This is a genomic window from Simplicispira hankyongi, assembly GCF_003570885.1.
In the GTDB taxonomy this organism is placed as follows: domain Bacteria; phylum Pseudomonadota; class Gammaproteobacteria; order Burkholderiales; family Burkholderiaceae_C; genus Simplicispira; species Simplicispira hankyongi.
In genome coordinates this window covers 913,665-931,744 of the sequence record NZ_QXJC01000001.1, presented here as the reverse complement: position 1 = coordinate 931,744, position 18,080 = coordinate 913,665, and the positions used below count along the sequence as shown (strand labels likewise).

At 64.6% G+C, this 18,080-nt stretch carries 17 protein-coding genes; 10 read left to right on the top strand and 7 right to left on the bottom strand.

The genetic code is table 11. The features are described 5' to 3' along the window. Nucleotides 1–9 precede the first annotated feature (9 nt). Nucleotides 10–315 carry a DUF2818 family protein gene (locus D3F03_RS04185; RefSeq protein WP_119108060.1) on the top strand — a complete coding sequence of 102 codons (306 nt, stop codon included), beginning with the start codon at nt 10–12 and terminating at the stop codon, nt 313–315. A gap of 25 nt (nt 316–340) precedes the next feature. Next, a complete protein-coding gene (locus D3F03_RS04180) occupies nt 341–778 on the top strand; it encodes a DUF1178 family protein (protein ID WP_119108059.1) in 438 nt (145 codons plus the stop codon). 70 nt (nt 779–848) lie between these two features. On the opposite strand, the gene D3F03_RS04175 is transcribed toward D3F03_RS04180, so the two are convergent. Then, nucleotides 849–2,675: an ABC transporter transmembrane domain-containing protein gene (locus D3F03_RS04175; protein WP_119108058.1), complete on the bottom strand. Its 1,827-nt coding sequence runs from the start codon at nt 2,673–2,675 to the stop codon at nt 849–851. Nucleotides 2,676–2,839: 164 nt separating this feature from the next. On the opposite strand from D3F03_RS04175, the gene D3F03_RS04170 reads away from it, so the two are divergent. The 5 genes from D3F03_RS04170 (at nt 2,840) to D3F03_RS04150 (ending at nt 7,543) form a co-directional block, all read left to right on the top strand. After that, nucleotides 2,840–3,610, top strand: a complete 771-nt coding sequence (locus D3F03_RS04170; RefSeq protein WP_119108057.1) for an ABC transporter ATP-binding protein — start codon at nt 2,840–2,842, stop codon at nt 3,608–3,610. Between the two features lies 1 nt (nt 3,611). Beyond that, nucleotides 3,612–4,337 carry an ABC transporter ATP-binding protein gene (locus tag D3F03_RS04165; RefSeq protein ID WP_119108566.1) on the top strand — a complete coding sequence of 242 codons (726 nt, stop codon included), beginning with the start codon at nt 3,612–3,614 and terminating at the stop codon, nt 4,335–4,337. Between the two features lie 76 nt (nt 4,338–4,413). Further along, nucleotides 4,414–5,613: an ABC transporter substrate-binding protein gene (locus D3F03_RS04160; RefSeq protein ID WP_119108056.1), complete on the top strand. Its 1,200-nt coding sequence runs from the start codon at nt 4,414–4,416 to the stop codon at nt 5,611–5,613. 36 nt (nt 5,614–5,649) lie between these two features. Then, nucleotides 5,650–6,534 (top strand): branched-chain amino acid ABC transporter permease, encoded by an 885-nt coding sequence (locus tag D3F03_RS04155; RefSeq protein ID WP_119108055.1) that lies wholly within the window; start codon nt 5,650–5,652, stop codon nt 6,532–6,534. Between the two features lie 13 nt (nt 6,535–6,547). After that, entirely contained in the window at nt 6,548–7,543 is a 996-nt protein-coding gene (locus D3F03_RS04150; RefSeq protein ID WP_119108054.1) for a branched-chain amino acid ABC transporter permease, read from the top strand. 27 nt (nt 7,544–7,570) lie between these two features. Here D3F03_RS04150 and D3F03_RS04145 read toward each other — a convergent pair whose 3' ends face one another. The 3 genes from D3F03_RS04145 to D3F03_RS04135 are packed head-to-tail and all read right to left on the bottom strand — an operon-like array spanning nt 7,571 to nt 12,391. Beyond that, a complete protein-coding gene (locus tag D3F03_RS04145; protein ID WP_119108053.1) occupies nt 7,571–8,701 on the bottom strand; it encodes a lipocalin-like domain-containing protein in 1,131 nt (376 codons plus the stop codon). A 5-nt stretch (nt 8,702–8,706) separates the two neighbouring features. After that, complete coding sequence (locus tag D3F03_RS04140) at nt 8,707–9,765, bottom strand: PLP-dependent cysteine synthase family protein (RefSeq protein ID WP_119108052.1); 1,059 nt, start codon at nt 9,763–9,765, stop codon at nt 8,707–8,709. Nucleotides 9,766–9,796: 31 nt separating this feature from the next. After that, a complete protein-coding gene (locus tag D3F03_RS04135) occupies nt 9,797–12,391 on the bottom strand; it encodes an ABC transporter permease (RefSeq protein WP_119108051.1) in 2,595 nt (864 codons plus the stop codon). Between the two features lie 111 nt (nt 12,392–12,502). Here D3F03_RS04135 and D3F03_RS04130 point away from each other — a divergent pair, with 111 nt between their 5' ends. Beyond that, nucleotides 12,503–12,931: an Hsp20/alpha crystallin family protein gene (locus D3F03_RS04130; RefSeq protein WP_119108050.1), complete on the top strand. Its 429-nt coding sequence runs from the start codon at nt 12,503–12,505 to the stop codon at nt 12,929–12,931. An 8-nt stretch (nt 12,932–12,939) separates the two neighbouring features. Here the strand turns inward: D3F03_RS04130 and D3F03_RS04125 are convergent, their stop codons facing one another. The 3 genes from D3F03_RS04125 to D3F03_RS04115 are packed head-to-tail and all read right to left on the bottom strand — an operon-like array spanning nt 12,940 to nt 15,863. Next, nucleotides 12,940–13,596 (bottom strand): ABC transporter ATP-binding protein, encoded by a 657-nt coding sequence (locus tag D3F03_RS04125; protein ID WP_119108049.1) that lies wholly within the window; start codon nt 13,594–13,596, stop codon nt 12,940–12,942. Nucleotides 13,597–13,645: 49 nt separating this feature from the next. After that, nucleotides 13,646–14,638 carry a tRNA (adenosine(37)-N6)-dimethylallyltransferase MiaA gene (gene miaA / locus D3F03_RS04120; protein WP_245960487.1) on the bottom strand — a complete coding sequence of 331 codons (993 nt, stop codon included), beginning with the start codon at nt 14,636–14,638 and terminating at the stop codon, nt 13,646–13,648. Then, the gene (locus D3F03_RS04115) at nt 14,625–15,863 is read right to left on the bottom strand and encodes a multidrug effflux MFS transporter (RefSeq protein ID WP_119108048.1); all 1,239 of its coding nucleotides are present in this window, start codon (nt 15,861–15,863) and stop codon (nt 14,625–14,627) included. Before D3F03_RS04115 ends, miaA begins: the two co-directional genes overlap by 14 nt. A gap of 160 nt (nt 15,864–16,023) precedes the next feature. Here D3F03_RS04115 and D3F03_RS04110 point away from each other — a divergent pair, with 160 nt between their 5' ends. Both D3F03_RS04110 and D3F03_RS04105 read left to right on the top strand, forming a co-directional pair. After that, entirely contained in the window at nt 16,024–17,217 is a 1,194-nt protein-coding gene (locus tag D3F03_RS04110) for a mechanosensitive ion channel family protein (protein ID WP_245960486.1), read from the top strand. Nucleotides 17,218–17,362: 145 nt separating this feature from the next. Then, nucleotides 17,363–18,076, top strand: coding sequence for an HAD family hydrolase (locus D3F03_RS04105; protein WP_119108046.1), 714 nt, complete (start codon nt 17,363–17,365; stop codon nt 18,074–18,076). Nucleotides 18,077–18,080: the final 4 nt, after the last annotated feature.

The window sequence follows — 18,080 nt, the reverse complement described above, 5'->3', positions numbered from 1 at the left end:
GCTACTACGGTGTCACAAACGGGAGCCATCTGGCTCGTGATCCTTCTGGCTTGCCTGGCCGCCAACCTGCCATTCGCCAACCACCGGGTGCTGGTGCTGGGGCCTCGGCTGCAGCCGCGTAAGCCTTTGGTAGTGCGCTTTGCCGAACTGCTGGTGCTGTATTTTGTGGTGGGAGGCATCGGTCTGCTCCTGGAGAAGCGTGCCGGGCAGATTGCGCACCAGCAATGGGAGTTTTATGCCGTGACCGGTGCCTTGTTCATCACCCTGGCATTTCCGGGTTTTGTCTACCGCTATCTGTTGCGGCATCGCACCTAGACGGGCGTCCACTGGCAAAGCAGTCATGAAGGTTCTTGATCTTCAATGTGCCAACGCCCATGTCTTTGAGGGCTGGTTTGCCGACGAAGCGGCGTTCCAGCGGCAACTGTCCGAGGGGTTTTTGCAGTGCCCGGTGTGCGCCAGTGCTGCGGTGCACAAGCTCTTGAGCGCGCCGCGTATCAACCGGGGTGCAACGCCAGTAGCCACTTCGGCGGCTCAAGGCGCAGAGGCAGAAAGCGGTGCCAATGCACAAGCCGACTGGCTGCAACGCGCCCGCGACATGGTGGCGCAGGCTGAAGACGTGGGCGAGCGTTTCGCCACTGAGGCGCGCGCCATGCACGAAGGCGAGCAGCGCAGCCGCTCCATTCGGGGCGTTGCCAGCCTGGAGCAGGCACGTGAACTGCTGTCTGACGGCATTCTGGTGATGCCAGTGCCCCCAGCGCTGAGCGATACCTTGCACTGACGAATACTATTAAAAACATAGCTTATAGCGCTTATGTGATAAGCGCTAGAGGCCATTTTTCCTATATTTCCTAGACGGTGAATTGCAGGGCGGCCAGACGGGCGTAGGTTTCGCCGCGCGCAATGAGTTCGCTGTGCGTGCCTTCTTCGACCACGCGGCCGTGGTCCAGCACCACGATGCGGTCGGCGTTCTGCACCGTTGCCAGCCGGTGGGCAATGACCAGCGTGGTGCGCTGGCCGGCGTGGCTCTGCATGGCCGAGTCCAGCGCCGCTTGCACCATGCGTTCGCTCTCGGCGTCGAGTGCGCTGGTGGCCTCGTCGAGCAGCAGGAGGGGCGGATTCTTCAGCATGGCGCGGGCGATGGCGATGCGCTGGCGCTGGCCGCCCGAGAGGCGCACGCCGCGCTCACCCAGAAAGGTGTCGTAGCCCTCGGGCAAGGCGCTGAGAAAATCGTGGGCGAAGGCATCGCGCGCGGCAGCGCGCACCTCATCGTTGCTTGCATCGGGCCGGCCATAGCGAATGTTTTCCAGCGCAGTCGCGGAAAAAATCACAGCGTCTTGCGGCACGGTGCCGATCCGCTGGCGCAAGTCCTCCAGGGCCATGTCGCGTACGTCGATGCCATCGAGCCGTATGCCTGGCACGGGGCGGCTGGGGTCTGAGCCTGGCATGGCGTCCACATCGTAGAAGCGTTGCAGCAACTGAAAGACGGTAGTTTTTCCGGCGCCGCTCGCGCCCACCAGCGCCACGGTCTCGCCTGGCCGCAGGTGGAGTGTGAAATCGACCAGTGCCGCCTGCGCGGGCCGCGAGGGGTAGTGGAAGCGAACGTGGTCAAAGACGACCTCCAGACCCCTGCCGCTGGGCACCAGGGCGCGCGGCACTTGTGGCGATTGCACCGGGGACTGGCTGGCCAGCAGTTCCATGAGCCGCTCGGTGGCGCCGGCAGCGCGCAGCACGTCGCCATAGACTTCCCCAAGCACCGCAGCAGCGCCCGCCAGCAGTCCGACGTACAGCACCGTCTCGCCCAGATGTCCCGCCGTCATGGTGCCCGCCAACACGGCCTGGGTTCCCTGGTAGAGGCCCCAGAGCAGCAACGCAGCGTTGGCGATGATGATGAAGGCCACCAGCAGTGCGCGGGCGCGCGAACGGTGCACCGCAGTCTCGAAGGCGTTTTGCGTGGCCTTTGCAAAGCGTGTGGATTCGCGCGCTTCCGCGGTGAAGCTCTGCACCACCGGCACGGCGTTGAGCACTTCGGCGGCGATGGCGCTGGAGTCCGCCACCCGGTCCTGGCTGGCGCGCGAGAGCTTGCGTACCCGCCGCCCGATCCACATCGCGGGCAGCACCACCACGACCAGCATGAGCAGCACGATGGCCATGATGCGGGGGTTGGTCCACACCAGCATGACGATGGCGCCACCGCCCACGACGGCGTTGCGCAAGCCCATCGACAACGATGAGCCCACCACAGTCTGCACCAGCGTGGTGTCGGTGGTCAGGCGGGAGAGCACCTCGCCGCTTTGCGTGGTTTCAAAAAATTCCGGGCTCTGACGCAGCACGTGGGCGTACACGGCGTTGCGCAGGTCTGCTGTGACACGTTCTCCAAGCCAACTCACCATGTAAAAGCGCGCCGAGGAAAATAGGCCCAGCATGATGGCGACGCCAAACAGCGCCAGAAAATGGTTTCTCAAACCCAGCGCTGTGGCGCCACGGTTTTGCGGTGCCAGGCCCCCGTCGATGAGGGTACGCAAAGCCATCGGGAAGGCCAGCGTGGCCACTGCGGCCAGCAGCAAAAACAAAAATGCCAATGCCAGGCGCGCACGGTATGGCCGCAGAAAAGGCAATAGACCGGAAAGTGAACGGGGGGCGCCGGTGGACGGCGATGTGTCACGGGATGAAGCCATGTTGCCAAGTGTAGGGCGGGCAGCCTTGTAGGCACTTTTACATACGCGTTAGTCCCAGTGCAACCCTAGGCATGGCGCCGTACCATGACCTATGACAAGTTTTGCATGCGCTCTGCTGTGTGCATTGCATGGCCCCCATCCCTAAGAAAACACTTCAGGTCCTGATGAGCGACTTTATTCTTGAGACCCGCAATTTGACGAAGGAGTTCAAGGGCTTTACCGCTGTGAGCGACGTGAGCTTGAACGTTCAACGCCATTCCATCCATGCGCTGATTGGTCCCAATGGCGCGGGCAAAACCACCTGCTTCAACCTGCTGACGAAATTCCTTGAGCCCACTTCGGGCAGCATCCGTTTCAATGGCCGTGACATCACGCGCGAGCAGCCGGCCCAGATCGCGCGGCGTGGGGTCATCCGCTCGTTTCAGATTTCGGCGGTGTTCCCGCACCTCACGCTGATCGAAAACGTGCGTATCGGCCTGCAGCGCAGGCTGGGCACGGCGTTCCATTTCTGGCGCAGTGAGCGCAGCCTGCGCCAGCTCGACGACCGGGCGATGCAACTGCTCACCGAGGTGGGCCTCGAAGATCTGGCCGACGAAGTGACCGTGAACCTGCCCTACGGGCGCAAGCGTGCGCTTGAGATTGCCACCACGCTTTCCATGGAGCCTGAGCTGATGCTGCTCGATGAGCCTACCCAGGGCATGGGCCACGAGGACGTTGACCGCGTGACCGACCTGATCCGCAAGGTCTCGGTTGGCCGCACCATCCTGATGGTGGAGCACAACATGAAAGTGGTCTCGACCATCGCCGACCGCATTACCGTGCTGCAGCGCGGCACTGTGCTGGCCGAGGGCCCCTACGACGAAGTTTCCACCAACCCCGAGGTGATGGAAGCCTACATGGGCAGCACCGATGCCCAGCTGCAAGGAGCGCACTGACATGGCAAGCACCGCCAGCCAGACTCCCGCCCTTGAAATTGCCAAGCTAGAAGCCTGGTACGGCGAATCGCACGTGCTGCATGGCATTGACGTTGTCGTGCGGCCCGGCGAAGTGGTGACGCTGCTTGGGCGCAACGGCGCCGGCCGCACCAGCACCCTGCGCGCCGTCATGGGATTGACCGGGGCGCGCAAGGGCTCCATCAAGATCAATGGCGTGGAAACCATCGACATGCCCACGCACCGCATTGCGCACCTTGGCGTGGGCTATTGCCCGGAGGAGCGGGGCATCTTCGCCAGCCTGTCGTGCGAAGAAAACCTGCTGCTGCCGCCAGTGCTCAAGACCGGCACGCCCGGCATGTCGCTTGAAGAGATCTACGACATGTTTCCCAACCTCGCCGAGCGCCGCAATAGCCAGGGCACGCGCCTGTCCGGCGGCGAGCAGCAGATGCTGGCCGTGGCGCGCATCCTGCGCACGGGTGCCAAGCTGTTGCTGCTCGACGAAATTTCCGAAGGCCTTGCGCCGGTGATCGTGCAGGCGCTGGCACGCATGATCACCACGCTGCGGACCAAGGGTTATACGGTGGTCATGGTCGAGCAGAATTTTCGGTTCGCCGCTCCGCTTGCTGATCGGTTTTACGTGATTGAACATGGCGCCGTGGTGCAGCATTTCGCTGCGGCAGAGCTTGAATCCCGTATGCCGATCCTCAACCAGTTGCTGGGGATTTGAGCGCGTCACTGCCGCTTGCTTGTCGCAAGCATCCTTTCATTTTTTTGTTTTCCAACCGTCCACAAGGAGACACCGCATGAAGTACAAGCACACCACACTGGCATTGATGCTCGCCGCTGCAGGCCTGGCCACCGGCGCCGCGCACGCCCAGGAAAAGGTCGTCATCGGATTCGTCACCGACATGTCGAGCCTTTACTCGGATGTGGAAGGCAAGGGCGGCGCTACTGCCATCCAGATGGCCATTGATGATTTTGGCGGCAAGGCGCTTGGTCAACCGATCGAACTGCTCACGGCCGACCACCAGAACAAGGCCGACATCGCCGCTTCCAAGGCACGTGAATGGATCGACACACAGGGCGCGACCATGATTTTCGGTGGCACCAACTCGGGCACCGCGCTGGCCACGGCCAAGGTGGCGCAGGAGAAGAAGCGTGTGTACATCAACAACGGTGCTGGTTCGTCGGCGCTCACCAACGAAGCCTGCACGCCCTATACCGTGCACTACGGCTACGACACCGTGGCACTGGCCAAGGGTACGGGCGGAGCTCTGGTCGATGAGGGCTACAAGACCTGGTTCTTCCTGACGGCCGACTATGCCTTTGGCCATGCGCTTGAGAAAGATACCTCTGCCGTGGTGGAAGCCAAGGGTGGCAAGGTGCTGGGCGCCGTGCGCCATCCGCTCAACGCGTCGGATTTTTCGTCCTTCTTGCTGCAGGCGCAAAGCTCCAAGGCGCAAGTCCTGGGCCTGGCCAACGCGGGTGGCGACACGATCAACTCCGTCAAGGCCGCCAAGGAATTCGGTATTGACAAGACCATGAAAGTGGCAGGTCTGCTGGTGTTCCTGAGTGACATCCACAGCCTGGGCCTGAAGAATGTGGGCGGCCTGCTGCACACCACCAGCTGGTACTGGGACAAGGACGATGCATCGCGCAAATTTGGCGAGAAGTATTTCGCCAAGATGAAGCGCATGCCCACGGACGTGCAGGCGGCCGACTACTCGGCCACCATGACCTACCTGAAGGCCGTTGCGGCCGTGAAGACAACCGATGCCGACAAGGTGATGGAGTACATGAAGAAGACGCCCATCAACGACTTCTATGCCAAGAACGGCATCATCCGCCCGGATGGCCGCATGGTGCACGAGATGTACCTGGTGGAAGCCAAGCAACCTTCCGAATCCAAGAAGCCCTGGGACTACCTCAAGATCGTGAAGAAGCTGCCCGGCGACTCGGTGTTCACCACCAAGGCCGACAGCAAGTGCGCGCTCTGGAAATAAACCTCTGACCCGACCCTTCCACGACCTGTTCTGCCCATGGAATTCTTTGGTATCTCATTGCCAGGCTTGCTGAGCCAGCTCCTTCTGGGGCTGGTCAACGGCTCGTTCTACGCAATTCTTAGCCTGGGGCTCGCCGTGATCTTCGGCCTGCTCAATGTCATCAACTTTGCGCATGGTGCGCTGTTCATGATGGGGGCCGTGATTACCTGGATGGCCATGAACTACTTTGGCATCAACTACTGGGTGATGCTGGTGGTGGCACCGCTGGTCGTGGGGGTGTTCGGGGTGCTCATTGAGCGCCTGCTGCTGCGCTGGATCTACAAGCTCGACCATTTGTATGGTCTGCTGCTCACGCTGGGGTTGACGCTGTTGATCGAGGGTGTGTTCCGCTCGGTCTACGGTGTGTCGGGTTTGGGTTACGACACGCCCGATCTGCTGTCTGGCGGTACCAACCTCGGGTTCATGTTTCTGCCCAACTACCGCGCCTGGGTCGTGGTGGCGTCTATCTCCGTCTGCCTTGCCACCTGGTTCGTGATCGAAAAGACCAAACTTGGTGCCTACCTGCGCGCAGGGACCGAAAACCCTCGCCTGGTCGAAGCCTTTGGTGTGAACGTGCCCGTCATGGTCACGCTCACCTATGCCTTCGGCGCCGCGCTGGCGGCGTTTGCGGGTGTTCTGTCGGCCCCGGTGTACCAGGTGTCGCCTTTGATGGGGCAAAACATGATCATCGTGGTGTTTGCCGTGGTGGTCATTGGTGGCATGGGCTCGATCATGGGGTCCATCCTGACCGGTCTTGGTCTTGGCGTCATTGAAGGGTTCACCAAAGTTTTTTATCCAGAAGCCTCGTCCACCGTGGTGTTCGTCATCATGGTGATCGTGCTCCTGATTCGCCCCGCCGGCCTGTTCGGCAAAGAAAATTGACGGGGCCCACAACATGAATCTCAAGAATCTTGCTGTCCTGGGCTATGGCCTGCTTTTCGTAGGTCTGTTGGCGGCGCCATTTTTAGGCGCCTACCCGGTTTTCGTGATGAAGCTGATGTGCTTCGCGCTGTTCGCCGCGGCCTTCAACCTGTTGCTGGGCTACACCGGCATGCTGTCGTTCGGCCATGCCGCCTTTCTTGGCGGAGCTGCGTATGTCACTGGGTACGCGATCAAGGTATGGGGCCTGACCCCGGAAGTGGGCCTTCTGCTGGGCACGGCCGGGGGCGCCTTTCTGGGGCTCATCGTCGGCTTCTTTGCGATCCGGCGCACGGGCATCTACTCGACCATGATCACGCTGGCGCTGGCGCAGATGCTGTTTTTCGTCGCGCTCCAAGCCCCGTTCACCGGGGGTGAGGACGGCCTGCAGTCGGTGCCGCGCGGCATGCTGTTTGGCCTGATCGACCTCAAGAACGACCTGGTGCTGTACTACATCGTGCTGGCCATTGTCGTGGCGGCTTTTCTGCTGATCGTGCGCACCGTGCATTCGCCGTTTGGCCAGGTGCTCAAGGCCATCAAGGAGAACGAGCCGCGCGCGACTTCGCTGGGTTACGACACCAACCGATTCAAATTGCTGGCCTTTGTGCTCTCGGCAGCGCTCTCTGGCTTGGCGGGTGCCCTCAAGACGCTGGTGATGGGGTTTGCCACGCTCAGCGATGTGCACTGGACGGCATCGGGCCACGTGGTGCTGATGACGCTGCTCGGCGGCTTGGGAACGCTCTCTGGTCCGCTGGTGGGCTCGGCCGTGGTGGTGTTGTTGGAAAACAAGCTTGGCGAGGTGGGGCATTTCCTTGCCGAGACGACCCATATCGACTGGTTCAACACGCTGGGTGAATCGGTCACCATGGTCACGGGCCTGATTTTCGTGGTCTGTGTGCTCGCCTTCCGGCGCGGCATCATGGGCGAAATCATCGCCTGGCTGACCCGCCGGCGCGGGGCCGGGAAAATCTGATTCCGGGCTGTCTGCCAAACGGCGCTGTTACAGCGCCAGCCGCGCGGCATAGCCTGTCATTTCCAGATAGCCGCGCCCCACTGCCTGGCCTCGTGCCCCGCGCAGTTCGCTCAAGCCTTCCCAGTAGAAGGCCCCGGTGGAGGCGCGGCTGTCGAGCTCTTGCGCATCCAGCAGCGCGTGCACTTCAAACAGGCCGACCGGTGTGCTGAGCCGCCAGGCCACGGGGTAGCGTGCACCGCTAGCGCCACTGGTCCAGGAGCGCAGGGGCGTAAAGCGCAGCGTCTCAGGGCCAAAATTGCGTGCTGGCCCGCCAGGCGCGCGCCACGAACCGCCCACCCAGAGCGCCGTGCCATTCGCGCGCCGCAGCTGGAAAGCCGTGAGCGCGCTGCCATCCTCCAGGTTCATGCCTATCCAGTCCCAACCCACGGCCTCGGTCGGCAGGATGGCTTGGCTGGCCTCGTGGTCCAGCCAGGCGCGGGCCGCAGTGTCGTGTACGGCCAAGCGCTCGCGCCCGAGGGTGATGTGGCCTTGCACCTGCAACTGCGGCTCGGTGATGTAGTAGCTCAGGTTGTCGGGCTGCGGCCCCTTGCGCGAAATTCCGGCCTCGCCTTGCAGCAGCACCTCCTGGGTGGCCGTCAGCTCCAGTTCCAGTGCGAAATCGGTGCCCAGCATGCGAGCGGTGTACTGGCTGCGACCCGCGGCATCGCGACGTTTCAAAAGCCAATCGCCGAGGACGATATCCGTATCCTGCTCACTCGCCTCGGCCAGGCTAAAGCCGGCGCGCGCAATCCGCTGCTCGTGCAGCATTCGCCTGCCTTGCAGGTCGGTGAGCGCCGCGTGCGCGAAGAGCAGTTGCCGTGCGGCAAACCGCGAATGCAGCGCCTGTGTTCCTGGCACCCGGCTGCGAAAGAAGGTCAGTTGAAAACCGAAGGTGCGTTCGCCTGCGCGCGCGTGGCCGGTAAGGTACCACCACTCGGTGCGCAGCTCGGGGTGGCTGCCGTGGTCACGGGGAAAATGCAGCGGCCCGGCAGGAAGGGTCTGCGCCGCAGCCGTGAGCGGCAAGGTGCACGTGCCCAAGCACAGCGCAAGCCACTCGCGTCGCGACCAGGCGGACGTTGGCACCGTTGCGGGTGGTGTTGTCGACGGTGCCGGGCGCATGGTGCTTACGCCATCAGCGCCTGCATTTTGGCGTGTGCGGCGGTGCAGTCGCCAAAGCGCTCCGCGACCCACGTGGCGTCGCAATAGGTGGGCAAATACCGCTCGCCAGCGTCGCAGAGCAAGGAGAGGATGGAGCCTTGCTCGCCGCGCTGGCGCATTTCGCCCGCGAGCGCCAGCATGGCAACAAAGTTGGTGCCCGTGGACGGCCCGACACGCCGCCCGAGCAAGTGCGAGAGCGCCTGCATGGCGGCAATCGATTCCACATCTGGCACCTCGACCATGCGGTCCACCAGCGTGCGGATGAAGCTTGGCTCCACGCGCGGCCGGCCAATGCCTTCAATGCGCGAGCCGGGTGCCGTGAGCGCAGCATCGCCCGTGCGGTGGTAGGCGCTGAAGACCGAGCCCGCCGGGTCGGTGACGCACAGCCTGGTGGCATGGCGCTGGTAGCGCACGTAGCGGCCAATCGTGGCGCTGGTGCCGCCGGTGCCCGCGCCGACCACGATCCAGCGCGGCACTGGGTGCCGCTCGCGCGCCATCTGCGTGAACATGCTTTCGGCAATGTTGTTGTTGCCGCGCCAGTCGGTGGCGCGCTCGGCGTAGGTGAACTGGTCCATGTAGTGGCCGCCTGTCTGCTCGGCAATCGCATGCGCCTCGTGGTAGACGGCGCCAGCGCTCTCCACCAGGTGGCAGCGCCCACCCTGAAACTCGATTTGCGCGATCTTTTCCGGCGAGGTGCCGCGCGGCATGACGGCGACAAACGGCAGGCCGAGCAGGCGCGCAAAGTAGGCTTCGCTGACCGCGGTGGAGCCGCTCGACGCCTCGACGATGGTGGAGCCTTCGCGCACCCAGCCGTTGCACAGGGCGTAGAGGAACAGCGAGCGCGCCAACCGGTGCTTGAGGCTGCCCGTGGGGTGGGTGGATTCGTCCTTGAGGTAGAGGTCGATGCCCTGCGCCGCATGCGAAGGCAGGCGCAGCGGGATCAGGTGCGTGTCGGCGCTGCGCTGGTAGTCGGCTTCGATGCGGTCGATGGCCTGGTGCAGCCAGGGGGTGGCGGTGGTGGTCATTCGCCGATTGTGGCGCAGCAGGTTTCCCGGCTCACCAATCCTCCTTCACCGCCATCACCGCGTCCCGCCCCGCGGCGGCCCGCCCGGCCAGCCAGGCGGTAGCGGTGCCGGCGAGCACCACGGCAGCGCACAGCAGCAACAGCCGCAGCAGCGGCAAGCGCAGCTCCATGGTCCAGTGAAAGCTCTGCGGATTCACCACCAGCACCAGCACCAGGGACACGGCGACTCCCAGCAGCAGGCCAGCCGCAGCGCCAACGCCCGTCCAGGCCGCGCCTTCGCTGGCCACCACAGCCAGGATCTGTGTGCGCGTCAGGCCCAGATGCGCCAGCAGTCCGAACTCCTTGCGTCGCGCCAGCACCTGCGCGCTGAAGCTCGCAGCGACACCAAACAGGCCGATGCCGATCGCCAGCGCCTGCAACCAGTAGGTGACGGCAAAGCTGCGGTCAAAGATGCGCAGCGACCGTTCGCGCACCTCGCCGGCCGATGAGAATTGCAGGCCCTCGGCCGCCGCTGCGCCTGCTTGCTGCGTGGCCAGTTGCGTGATCGCGCGGCGTGCGCTTGACATGTCGGTACCCTCAGCGGGCCACAGTGCCAGGTCGTTGGCGCCGCGCTCGCCGCTCAAGGCGGCGAAGGCGTTGCTGTCGATGACCAGTGCGCCGGTCTGGCGGGCATAGTCGCGCCACACGCCAGCTACAAAAAAGGAAGCTGCTGGCGCTTGTCCATCCTGCGCTAGAGCCCTAAAAGACTCTAAAAATGGCGCCAGATCAGACCCCGGCTGCGCGCCCCACAAGTCCGCGGCCGCTTCGCTCGCGTACACCGCGACCCGGCCAGGCGGTACGGCAAGCGCGGGGCCGATCAAGGGCAGCACCTTGTCAGCGCCAGCCTGCAGGGGCCTGGCAATCAGGGCGACGGCCGGGCGCGCCGGGTCGGGCTGGAGCTGCACCACCCGCAGGCCTTCCACGCGCGCGAGCGCTGGCAGGGCGCGCGCTGCCTGCACAAAGCGCTCGCTGAAAGCCGCCTGGCCGTCGGCCGAGGCGCCGCGCCCATAGAGCGGTGCGGGCAACACGGCATCCAGCCACTGCACCATCGAGCCGCGAAAGCTGCTCACCATGACCGTCAGCGCCACGGCCAGCGCCAGACTTGCCACCACACCACCGACTGCCACGGCCGCCAGTCCGGGCGTGCGGCGTGCCCGCTCCACCGCGAGCAGCGCGAGGGGATGTCGCCGGGACCATGCACCGAGTGCCTTGAGTAGCAACGCCGCCCCACTCGGTAGCAAGGCAATGCCGCCCAGCAGCAGCGCCGCCACCGACAGGTACGCCGCCACCGGCAGATCTGCCACTGCGGGAGCAAAGGCCAGCAGCACACCCGTGGCCAACAGTGCCAGTCCGGTGCGCGGCGAGGGTGCTTGCGTACCGGCGGTGTGCAGACCCTTGAGCGTTTGCGCAGGCGGCAAAGCCTCGGCGGTGCGCGCCGGCCACCAGCCGCCCAGCAGCGCGGCCAGAACACCGAGTGCACCATAGCCTGCCGCCGCGAGCGCGCTCCACTGCAAGGCAGGCTCTGCGCCGCTGAAGTAGCCGCCGCCCAGGTCACCGCCCAGCAGGCCCAGCGCACCCGCTGCGAGCGCCGTGCCCAGTGCCACACCGGCCGCGCTGCCCAGTACGCCGAACGTGGCCGATTCCAGCAGCACCAGCAGCAGGCGCTGGCGCGGCGTGGCGCCGAGCACGGCGAGCAGGGCAAACGCGGCCGAGCGCTGCGCCACGCTGAGCGAGAGCACCGAGAACACCAGGAACGCGCCCGTGAACAGCGCCACCAGGGCCAGCACGCTCAGGTTGACGCGGTAGGCGCGCGAGAGCGCATCCATGCGCTGGCCGGCGTCCTGCGCGTTGGCCCACACGAGGCCGGGCGGCCAGTCGGTGCGCTGTGCCATGCGCTGGGTGAAGCTGCTGCGCACCGTGCCCGGGCGCAGTTGCAGGTCGATGCGGCTCAGGCTACCCGCCAGGCCAAACATATCTTGGGCGGCGCCAAGGTCCATGACCGCCAGTGGTGCGCCGCCTGCGACCACGGTGCCGGCGACCCGCACGGTGAACTGCTCCAGCCCGCGCCGCAGCGTGATGCTGGGTGCCTCGGCAGGTGCCTCGGGCAAGTCCAGCGCACGCCGCGCCTGCGCATTGAGGTACACCGCGGCCGGAGCAAACAGGGCCAGGCGGTCGGTGGGCAGCCTGGCCCAGGGGCGCGGCATGAGCGCGGGTGCGGTGGCAGGGAGCAAGAGCGCATCTACGCCCAGCACACGTATCAGGGTGGGCGTCTGCCGATCTGCGGTGCTGGTGGCGCTGGCCTGCAATTGCAGTTCCAGCACCGGGCTGGCGCGTGCCACCTCGGGCTCGCGCGCCAGCAGCGGGTACAGGCGCTCGTCCACATGCCCTTGCGTGTTGCGCAACTGCAGGTCGGGTGTGCCGTTGATGCTGCGCGTGGCCTGTGCGAATTCCTCCAGCGCCGATGCGTTGATGGTGTGCACCGCGAAGGCCAGCGCCACGCCCAGCATCACGGCGCATACAGCCGCCAGGCTCTGCCAGGGGTGGCGGGCGAGGGCTTGGAGGGACCAGACGCGAAAGAGGCGGAGCACCTTGCCATTGTGCAGTTCTTGAATTGTGGCGCGCGCACCCTAGATGCTGCTCAGAGGCCGGCTGATGGCTGGCCCACCTTGAAACCAGCAACTTTGAAAGGAGCTATTGCCATGAACGCATTGATCGGCCGCGGTGGCCTGTTTGACGAGTTTTTCAAGGATGTGAATCCGGGGTTCTATGTGCGCCCGCTGCACGGTGACCCGCTGCCGAGCCCCGGCCAGATGAAGGTGGACGTCAAGGAAAATGACGGTGGCTTCCTGGTGTCCGCCGAGGTGCCTGGCGTACCCAAGGACGAAATACATGTCACGGTCGATGGCAATGTGGTGACGCTGCGTGCCGAAGTGCGCCAGCAGGACCAGCAAACCGAGGGCGAGAAAATGCTGCGCTCAGAGCGCTACTTTGGCAGTGTGTCGCGTAGCTTCCAGTTGCCGGCCGATATCGAGGCGAGCCAGTGCCAGGCGAAGTACGACAACGGCGTGCTGACGCTGAACCTGCCCAAGAAGCAGGGCGGTAGCGGCCAGCGTCTCGTCATCGAATAAGCCGGCTGTCAGCCGCGCATGCCGCCCGCTGTCAGGTGCAGCACCCGGTCGGCGCGCGCCGCCGCGGCGTCCGAGTGGGTCGCCAGCACCAGCGAGGCGCCATGCCGGTGCGTCTGGGCGATTAGCAAGTCCAGCACGCGCCCTGCCGTGCCGGGGTCAAGGTTGCCGGTCGGCTCGTCGGCCAGCAGCAGAGCGGGGCGGTGCACCAGCGCACGCGCCAATGCCACGCGCTGCAGCTGGCCGCCGCTGAGTTGCTGCGGCAACCGCGTGCCCAAACCTGCCAGGCCGACGGCGTCCAGCATGTCGGCTACCCGAGCAGTGAAACCCTTGTCGCCCAGCAGCATGAGCGGCAAGGACACGTTCTGCGCGACATCAAGATGCGGCAGCACGTGAAACGCCTGGAAGACAAAGCCCACATTCGCCCGGCGCCATAGCGCGCGCCGGGTCGTGTCGAGGGTGGCGAGGTCAGTGGAGCCATGGTGGATGCTGCCGGCACTCCAGGTGTCGAGGCCCGCCAGGCAGTTGAGCAGGGTGGATTTTCCGACGCCCGAGTCGCCAATGATGGCGACAAACTCGCCTGGCGCCACCGTGAAATCGACCTGCTCGAACACCGTGCTGTCGCCATAGCGTTTGGCGAGACCTGCCACCCGCACCTGGACGCTCATTTGGGAGGCTCCGTGCTGCGAGCTGGCTTGGGCTGGCCCGGTGCTGTGCTCATGGCGCAGGCTGCTCCAGCCGCGCCAGCACGGCGACCTCCAGAGCGGCCTGCATGTCCGCAGCGTCGCAGGCGATGCGTTGGCGCCCGGGCATGCTGCGCAACCAGGTGATTTGGCGTTTGGCCAGTTGCCGCGTGGCGGCGATGCCGCGCTCGCGCAGGTCGGCCAGGTCCAGTGGGCGTCCGCTGGCCGCTTGGGCGTCAAGCGCTTGCCAGGCCTGGCGGTAGCCGACGCAGCGCATGGCAGGCAGGTCGGCGTGCAGGCGTGGGTCGGCGCGCAGGCGCTGCACTTCGGCAAGAAAGCCCTGCGCGAGCATGCCATCAAAGCGCGCCGCAATGCGGGCGTGCAGCCAGGCGCGGTCGTCGGGTTCAAGGCTAAAAAGGCATCCAGCGCTTATACCGTCTGCGTTAGAAGCTCTCTTTTCAGGAGCATGAAAGGCAGATAGGGGCTGGCCGGAGATTTCCCATACTTCCAGCGCACGCTGGATGCGCTGGCTGTCAGCCGGGGCCAAGCGTGCCGCGGTCACCGGGTCGACCCCGGCCAGCTCGGCGTGCAGCGCTGGCCAGCCCAGTTGCGCGGCGCGCGCTTCGATGCGTTGGCGCACGTCTGGGTCGGCGGCGGGCATGGCGTCCAAGCCGTCGATCAGTGCCTTGAAATACAGCATGGTGCCGCCCACCAGCAGTGGCAGGGCGCCGCGAGCGCGAATGTCGCCGATCAATCGGGTAGCGTCCTGCACGAAGGCGGCTGCGCTGTAGGGCTCCCAGGGTTCGCGGATGTCGATCAGGTGGTGCGGCACGGTCGCGCGTTCGGCTACCGTGGGCTTGGCGGTGCCGATGTCCATGCCGCGGTACACCAGGGCCGAGTCGACGCTGACGATCTCCAGCGCCACCCTCTCGGCCAGGCGCTCGGCGAGCGCCAGGGCCGCGCCGGTTTTGCCAGACGCGGTGGGGCCGGCAATTGCCAGGCAGGGCAGGGCCTCAGCGGTGCTCAAGCGGTTCTCCAAACTTTTGCACCAGTGTCCACGCCACGGCTGCCACCAGCGTGGCCCAAAAGATAACGCCATGCACCAGCGGCCAAATGGTGCCATCAAGGTGTGCGCCCACCCAGCCGCCCACGGCAAAGGCCGCCAGCATCATCATGAGCCCATTGAGCGCCGAGGCCGCGCCGGCCGCGTGCGGAAACGGCCCCACGCAGCCCGACTGCCCGCACGGCTGGTGCATGCCATGCGCCACCATGAAGCAGTAGAACGGCAGCAGCAGTGCGATCGGGTGCCGCACACCGGCCCAGGCCAGCAACAGCATGGCGAGCGCGCCGCCCAGGCTTAGCGCCCCCGCCACCGCTACGGTGCAGCGCAGGCCGTGGCGCGTGAGTATGGCGCGGCAGGCGAAGGTGCCGCCGAAATAGGAAAAGGCACTGAAAAACAGCGCCAAGCTGTACTGCGTGCGCGAAAGATGCAGCACTTCGATGAACACGAACGAAGACGACGCCAGAAAGGTGAACAGTCCGCCGTAGGACGCTGTGGTGAGCAGGGAGAAAGCCCAAAACGTCGGATTGCGCAGTACGTGCATCCAGGTGCGCAGGAGGGTGGCGGGTTCCAGGGCCCGCAGGTTGCGGCGCGCCAGCGTCTCGGGCAGTCGCAGCGCCACGAGCGCCAGCGCCGCCATCGAAAAAACCGTCAATGCCAGCAGCGCCGCGCGCCAGCCCAGCCAGCCTGAGAGCAGCGCGCCGGTTGGCGGGCTCAGGCAGGCGACGATCCCCAACCCCGTGAGCGCGCGCGACATGGCACGGGCACCGGCCAGTGGTGCGTACAGGTCGCGGACGATGGCCCGCGCGCACACCACCACCGCGCCCATGGCCGCACCCTGCAGCGTGCGCCAGATCACCAGCCAATCCATGGAGGGCGCCAGTGCGCTGCCGATGGACGCCAGCGTGTACAGCCCAAGACCCAGGAGCAGCACGGGCCTGCGCCCCAAGCGGTCAGACAGCGGCCCCCAGGCAAGCTGCGACACACCAAACGCCAGCAACAAAGCGCTGAGCGTGAGCTGCGCCTGCGCCACCGGCGCACCCAGGCTGCGCGTCAGCGCAGGGAGCGCAGGCAGGTACAGATCGGTGGTGACCGGCTGAATGCTGAGCAGCAGCGCCAGCACTACAACGGCCAGGTCAGGCGATACCGCTGGTGCTGCGATCGGAGGGGCTGCGAGAGAGGGGGCGGGCATCGCTTTGAGCGTACCAGACGAAGTCAGGATGCGTCTTCCTCGCACCCCCATGAACATGGTCTTGGATTATGTCAATAGTATTCTCGGATTAATTGAATATAGACAATTAGAGTGTATTCTGTTATAATTCATAATGCGCATATATTTCGGCGCTATTTTTGTGAATATTGATGATTCTCATAGCGCGGATCGAAAATCATTCAATATTCATGCCATTTTGATGCAAGGAGTACCCCGGACGATGCAGGAATTTCTCGATATGTCTTTTGCTGGCAATGGCCTGCTCGCGTGGTTGCAGGCAGCGGTCTGGATTGTAGGGGCCGTGGTAATGATGAAAATCATATTGCCACTGATCATTCGACGTATTTCAACATGGGCGGCATCCACCAGCACCCGCTGGGACGACGCCCTGGTTCAGGGGTTGCGCGCAGTGCGCTGGTATCTGGTGGCGGTGGTGGCTCTGATCCCTGCCAGCAACGAGTTGGTATTGCGTGCCAGCAGCGAGCGCTGGCTGTCCGGTATGGCCACAGTGGCATTTTTTCTCCAATTGGGGCTGTGTGCCAATGCCTTCATCAGTGGCTGGATCACCACTGTGCGGCAGGATTCGCTGCAAAAGGACCCTTCCACCACCAGCGCCCTGTCGATTCTGAGTTTCATTGGTCGGGTGGTGGCCTGGGCCATTCTGCTGCTTCTGCTGCTCGATAATCTGGGTTTTGATGTCAATGCCCTGGTAGCCGGATTGGGCATTGGCGGTATTGCCATTGGCCTGGCGCTGCAAAATATTCTCGGCGATCTGTTTGCGAGCCTCAGTATTGTGCTTGACAAACCTTTCCAGGTCGGCGATTTCATCGTTATCGACGATTTCAGTGGCAGCGTCGAGAATATTGGCCTCAAAACCACCCGCTTGCGCAGCCTGAGCGGAGAGGTGTTGGTATTTTCGAATGGCGATCTGACGAAATCGCGGCTGCGCAATTACAAGCTCATGAAAGAGCGGCGCATTCCTTTTACCTTTGGCCTTACGTTTGATGCCACGCCGGATCAGCTTGAGCAGGTTCCGGACGCCATCAAGAAGGTTGTGGATGCGCAGAAGCAGGCCCGGTTTGACCGCGCGCATTTCACCGGCATTGGTGGCTCCAGCCTTGATTTCGAGGTCGTGTACTGGATGCTCACGCCCGACTACACCGCCTACCGCGATGTACAGCAGGCCATCAACCTGGGACTGATGCGCGAATTTGCCGCCCTCGGCGTCGATTTTGCCTTCCCCACGCACACCCTGATGTTGGGCAAGCAGAGCCCCATTGTGGTGGCGTTGGCGCAGGCTTCGGGCGTTCCAGAAGCCAGCAGGGCGCTGTAAACGCCGCGCCTCGCTCACGGCAGCCTCGGCGGCCGTGCTTTCTTGTCACCTCTTTCTCATCCGCGCTGGCACCGGGGCTGCGGCTTTTTCCGCCAGCCCTTCGCTGGGGCGGGTTTCTTGCCCACCCTTCACGAAAGGAGCGCCCATGCACCAGACCATTCTCGCCACCGACCTCGACGGCACGTTTCTCGGCGGCAGCGCCGACGAGCGCACGGCCCTGTACGACTGGATTGGCCAGCGGCGCAGCGAGATCGTGCTGATCTACGTCACCGGGCGCAGCCTGACCACCATGCGCGATGTGCTCGATGAACTGCCACTGCAACCGGATCACATCATTTCCGACGTCGGTACAGCGGTGTACGCCGGTGCTGAGCGTGCGCCGCTGCCAGCGCTTGAGGGCTGGCTGGACGAAGGCTGGCCACGGCACGCGCCGGCCGTTGTGCGCAGCATTCTGGCCCGCCATCCGCATCTCACGGAGCAGCCCGTGGTGGAGGGGCGGCGCGTCTCCTGCTTTTATTCCGACACGGGCCTCGCGGGTGCAGCGCGCAGCGAACTGGAGGCGGCGGGCTACGACGTGCTGCTGTCGGCCGAGCGCTACTTCGACGTGCTGCCGCGCGGCGTGCAAAAAGGCCCGACGCTCTTGCGCACCCTGAGCGCGCTCGGCTTGCCGAAGGAGCGCACGTTGGTGGCGGGGGACACGTTGAACGACCTGTCGCTGTTCCAGACGGGCCTGCAGGGCGTCATCGTCGCCAACCGTGAGCCGCTGCTGGCTGAGGCCGCCAAAGACCTGCCCAAGGTGCACTGGAGTGACAAAGAGGGCGCCGCCGGCGTGCTCGACGCCCTGCACCGCATTCACTAAGAAA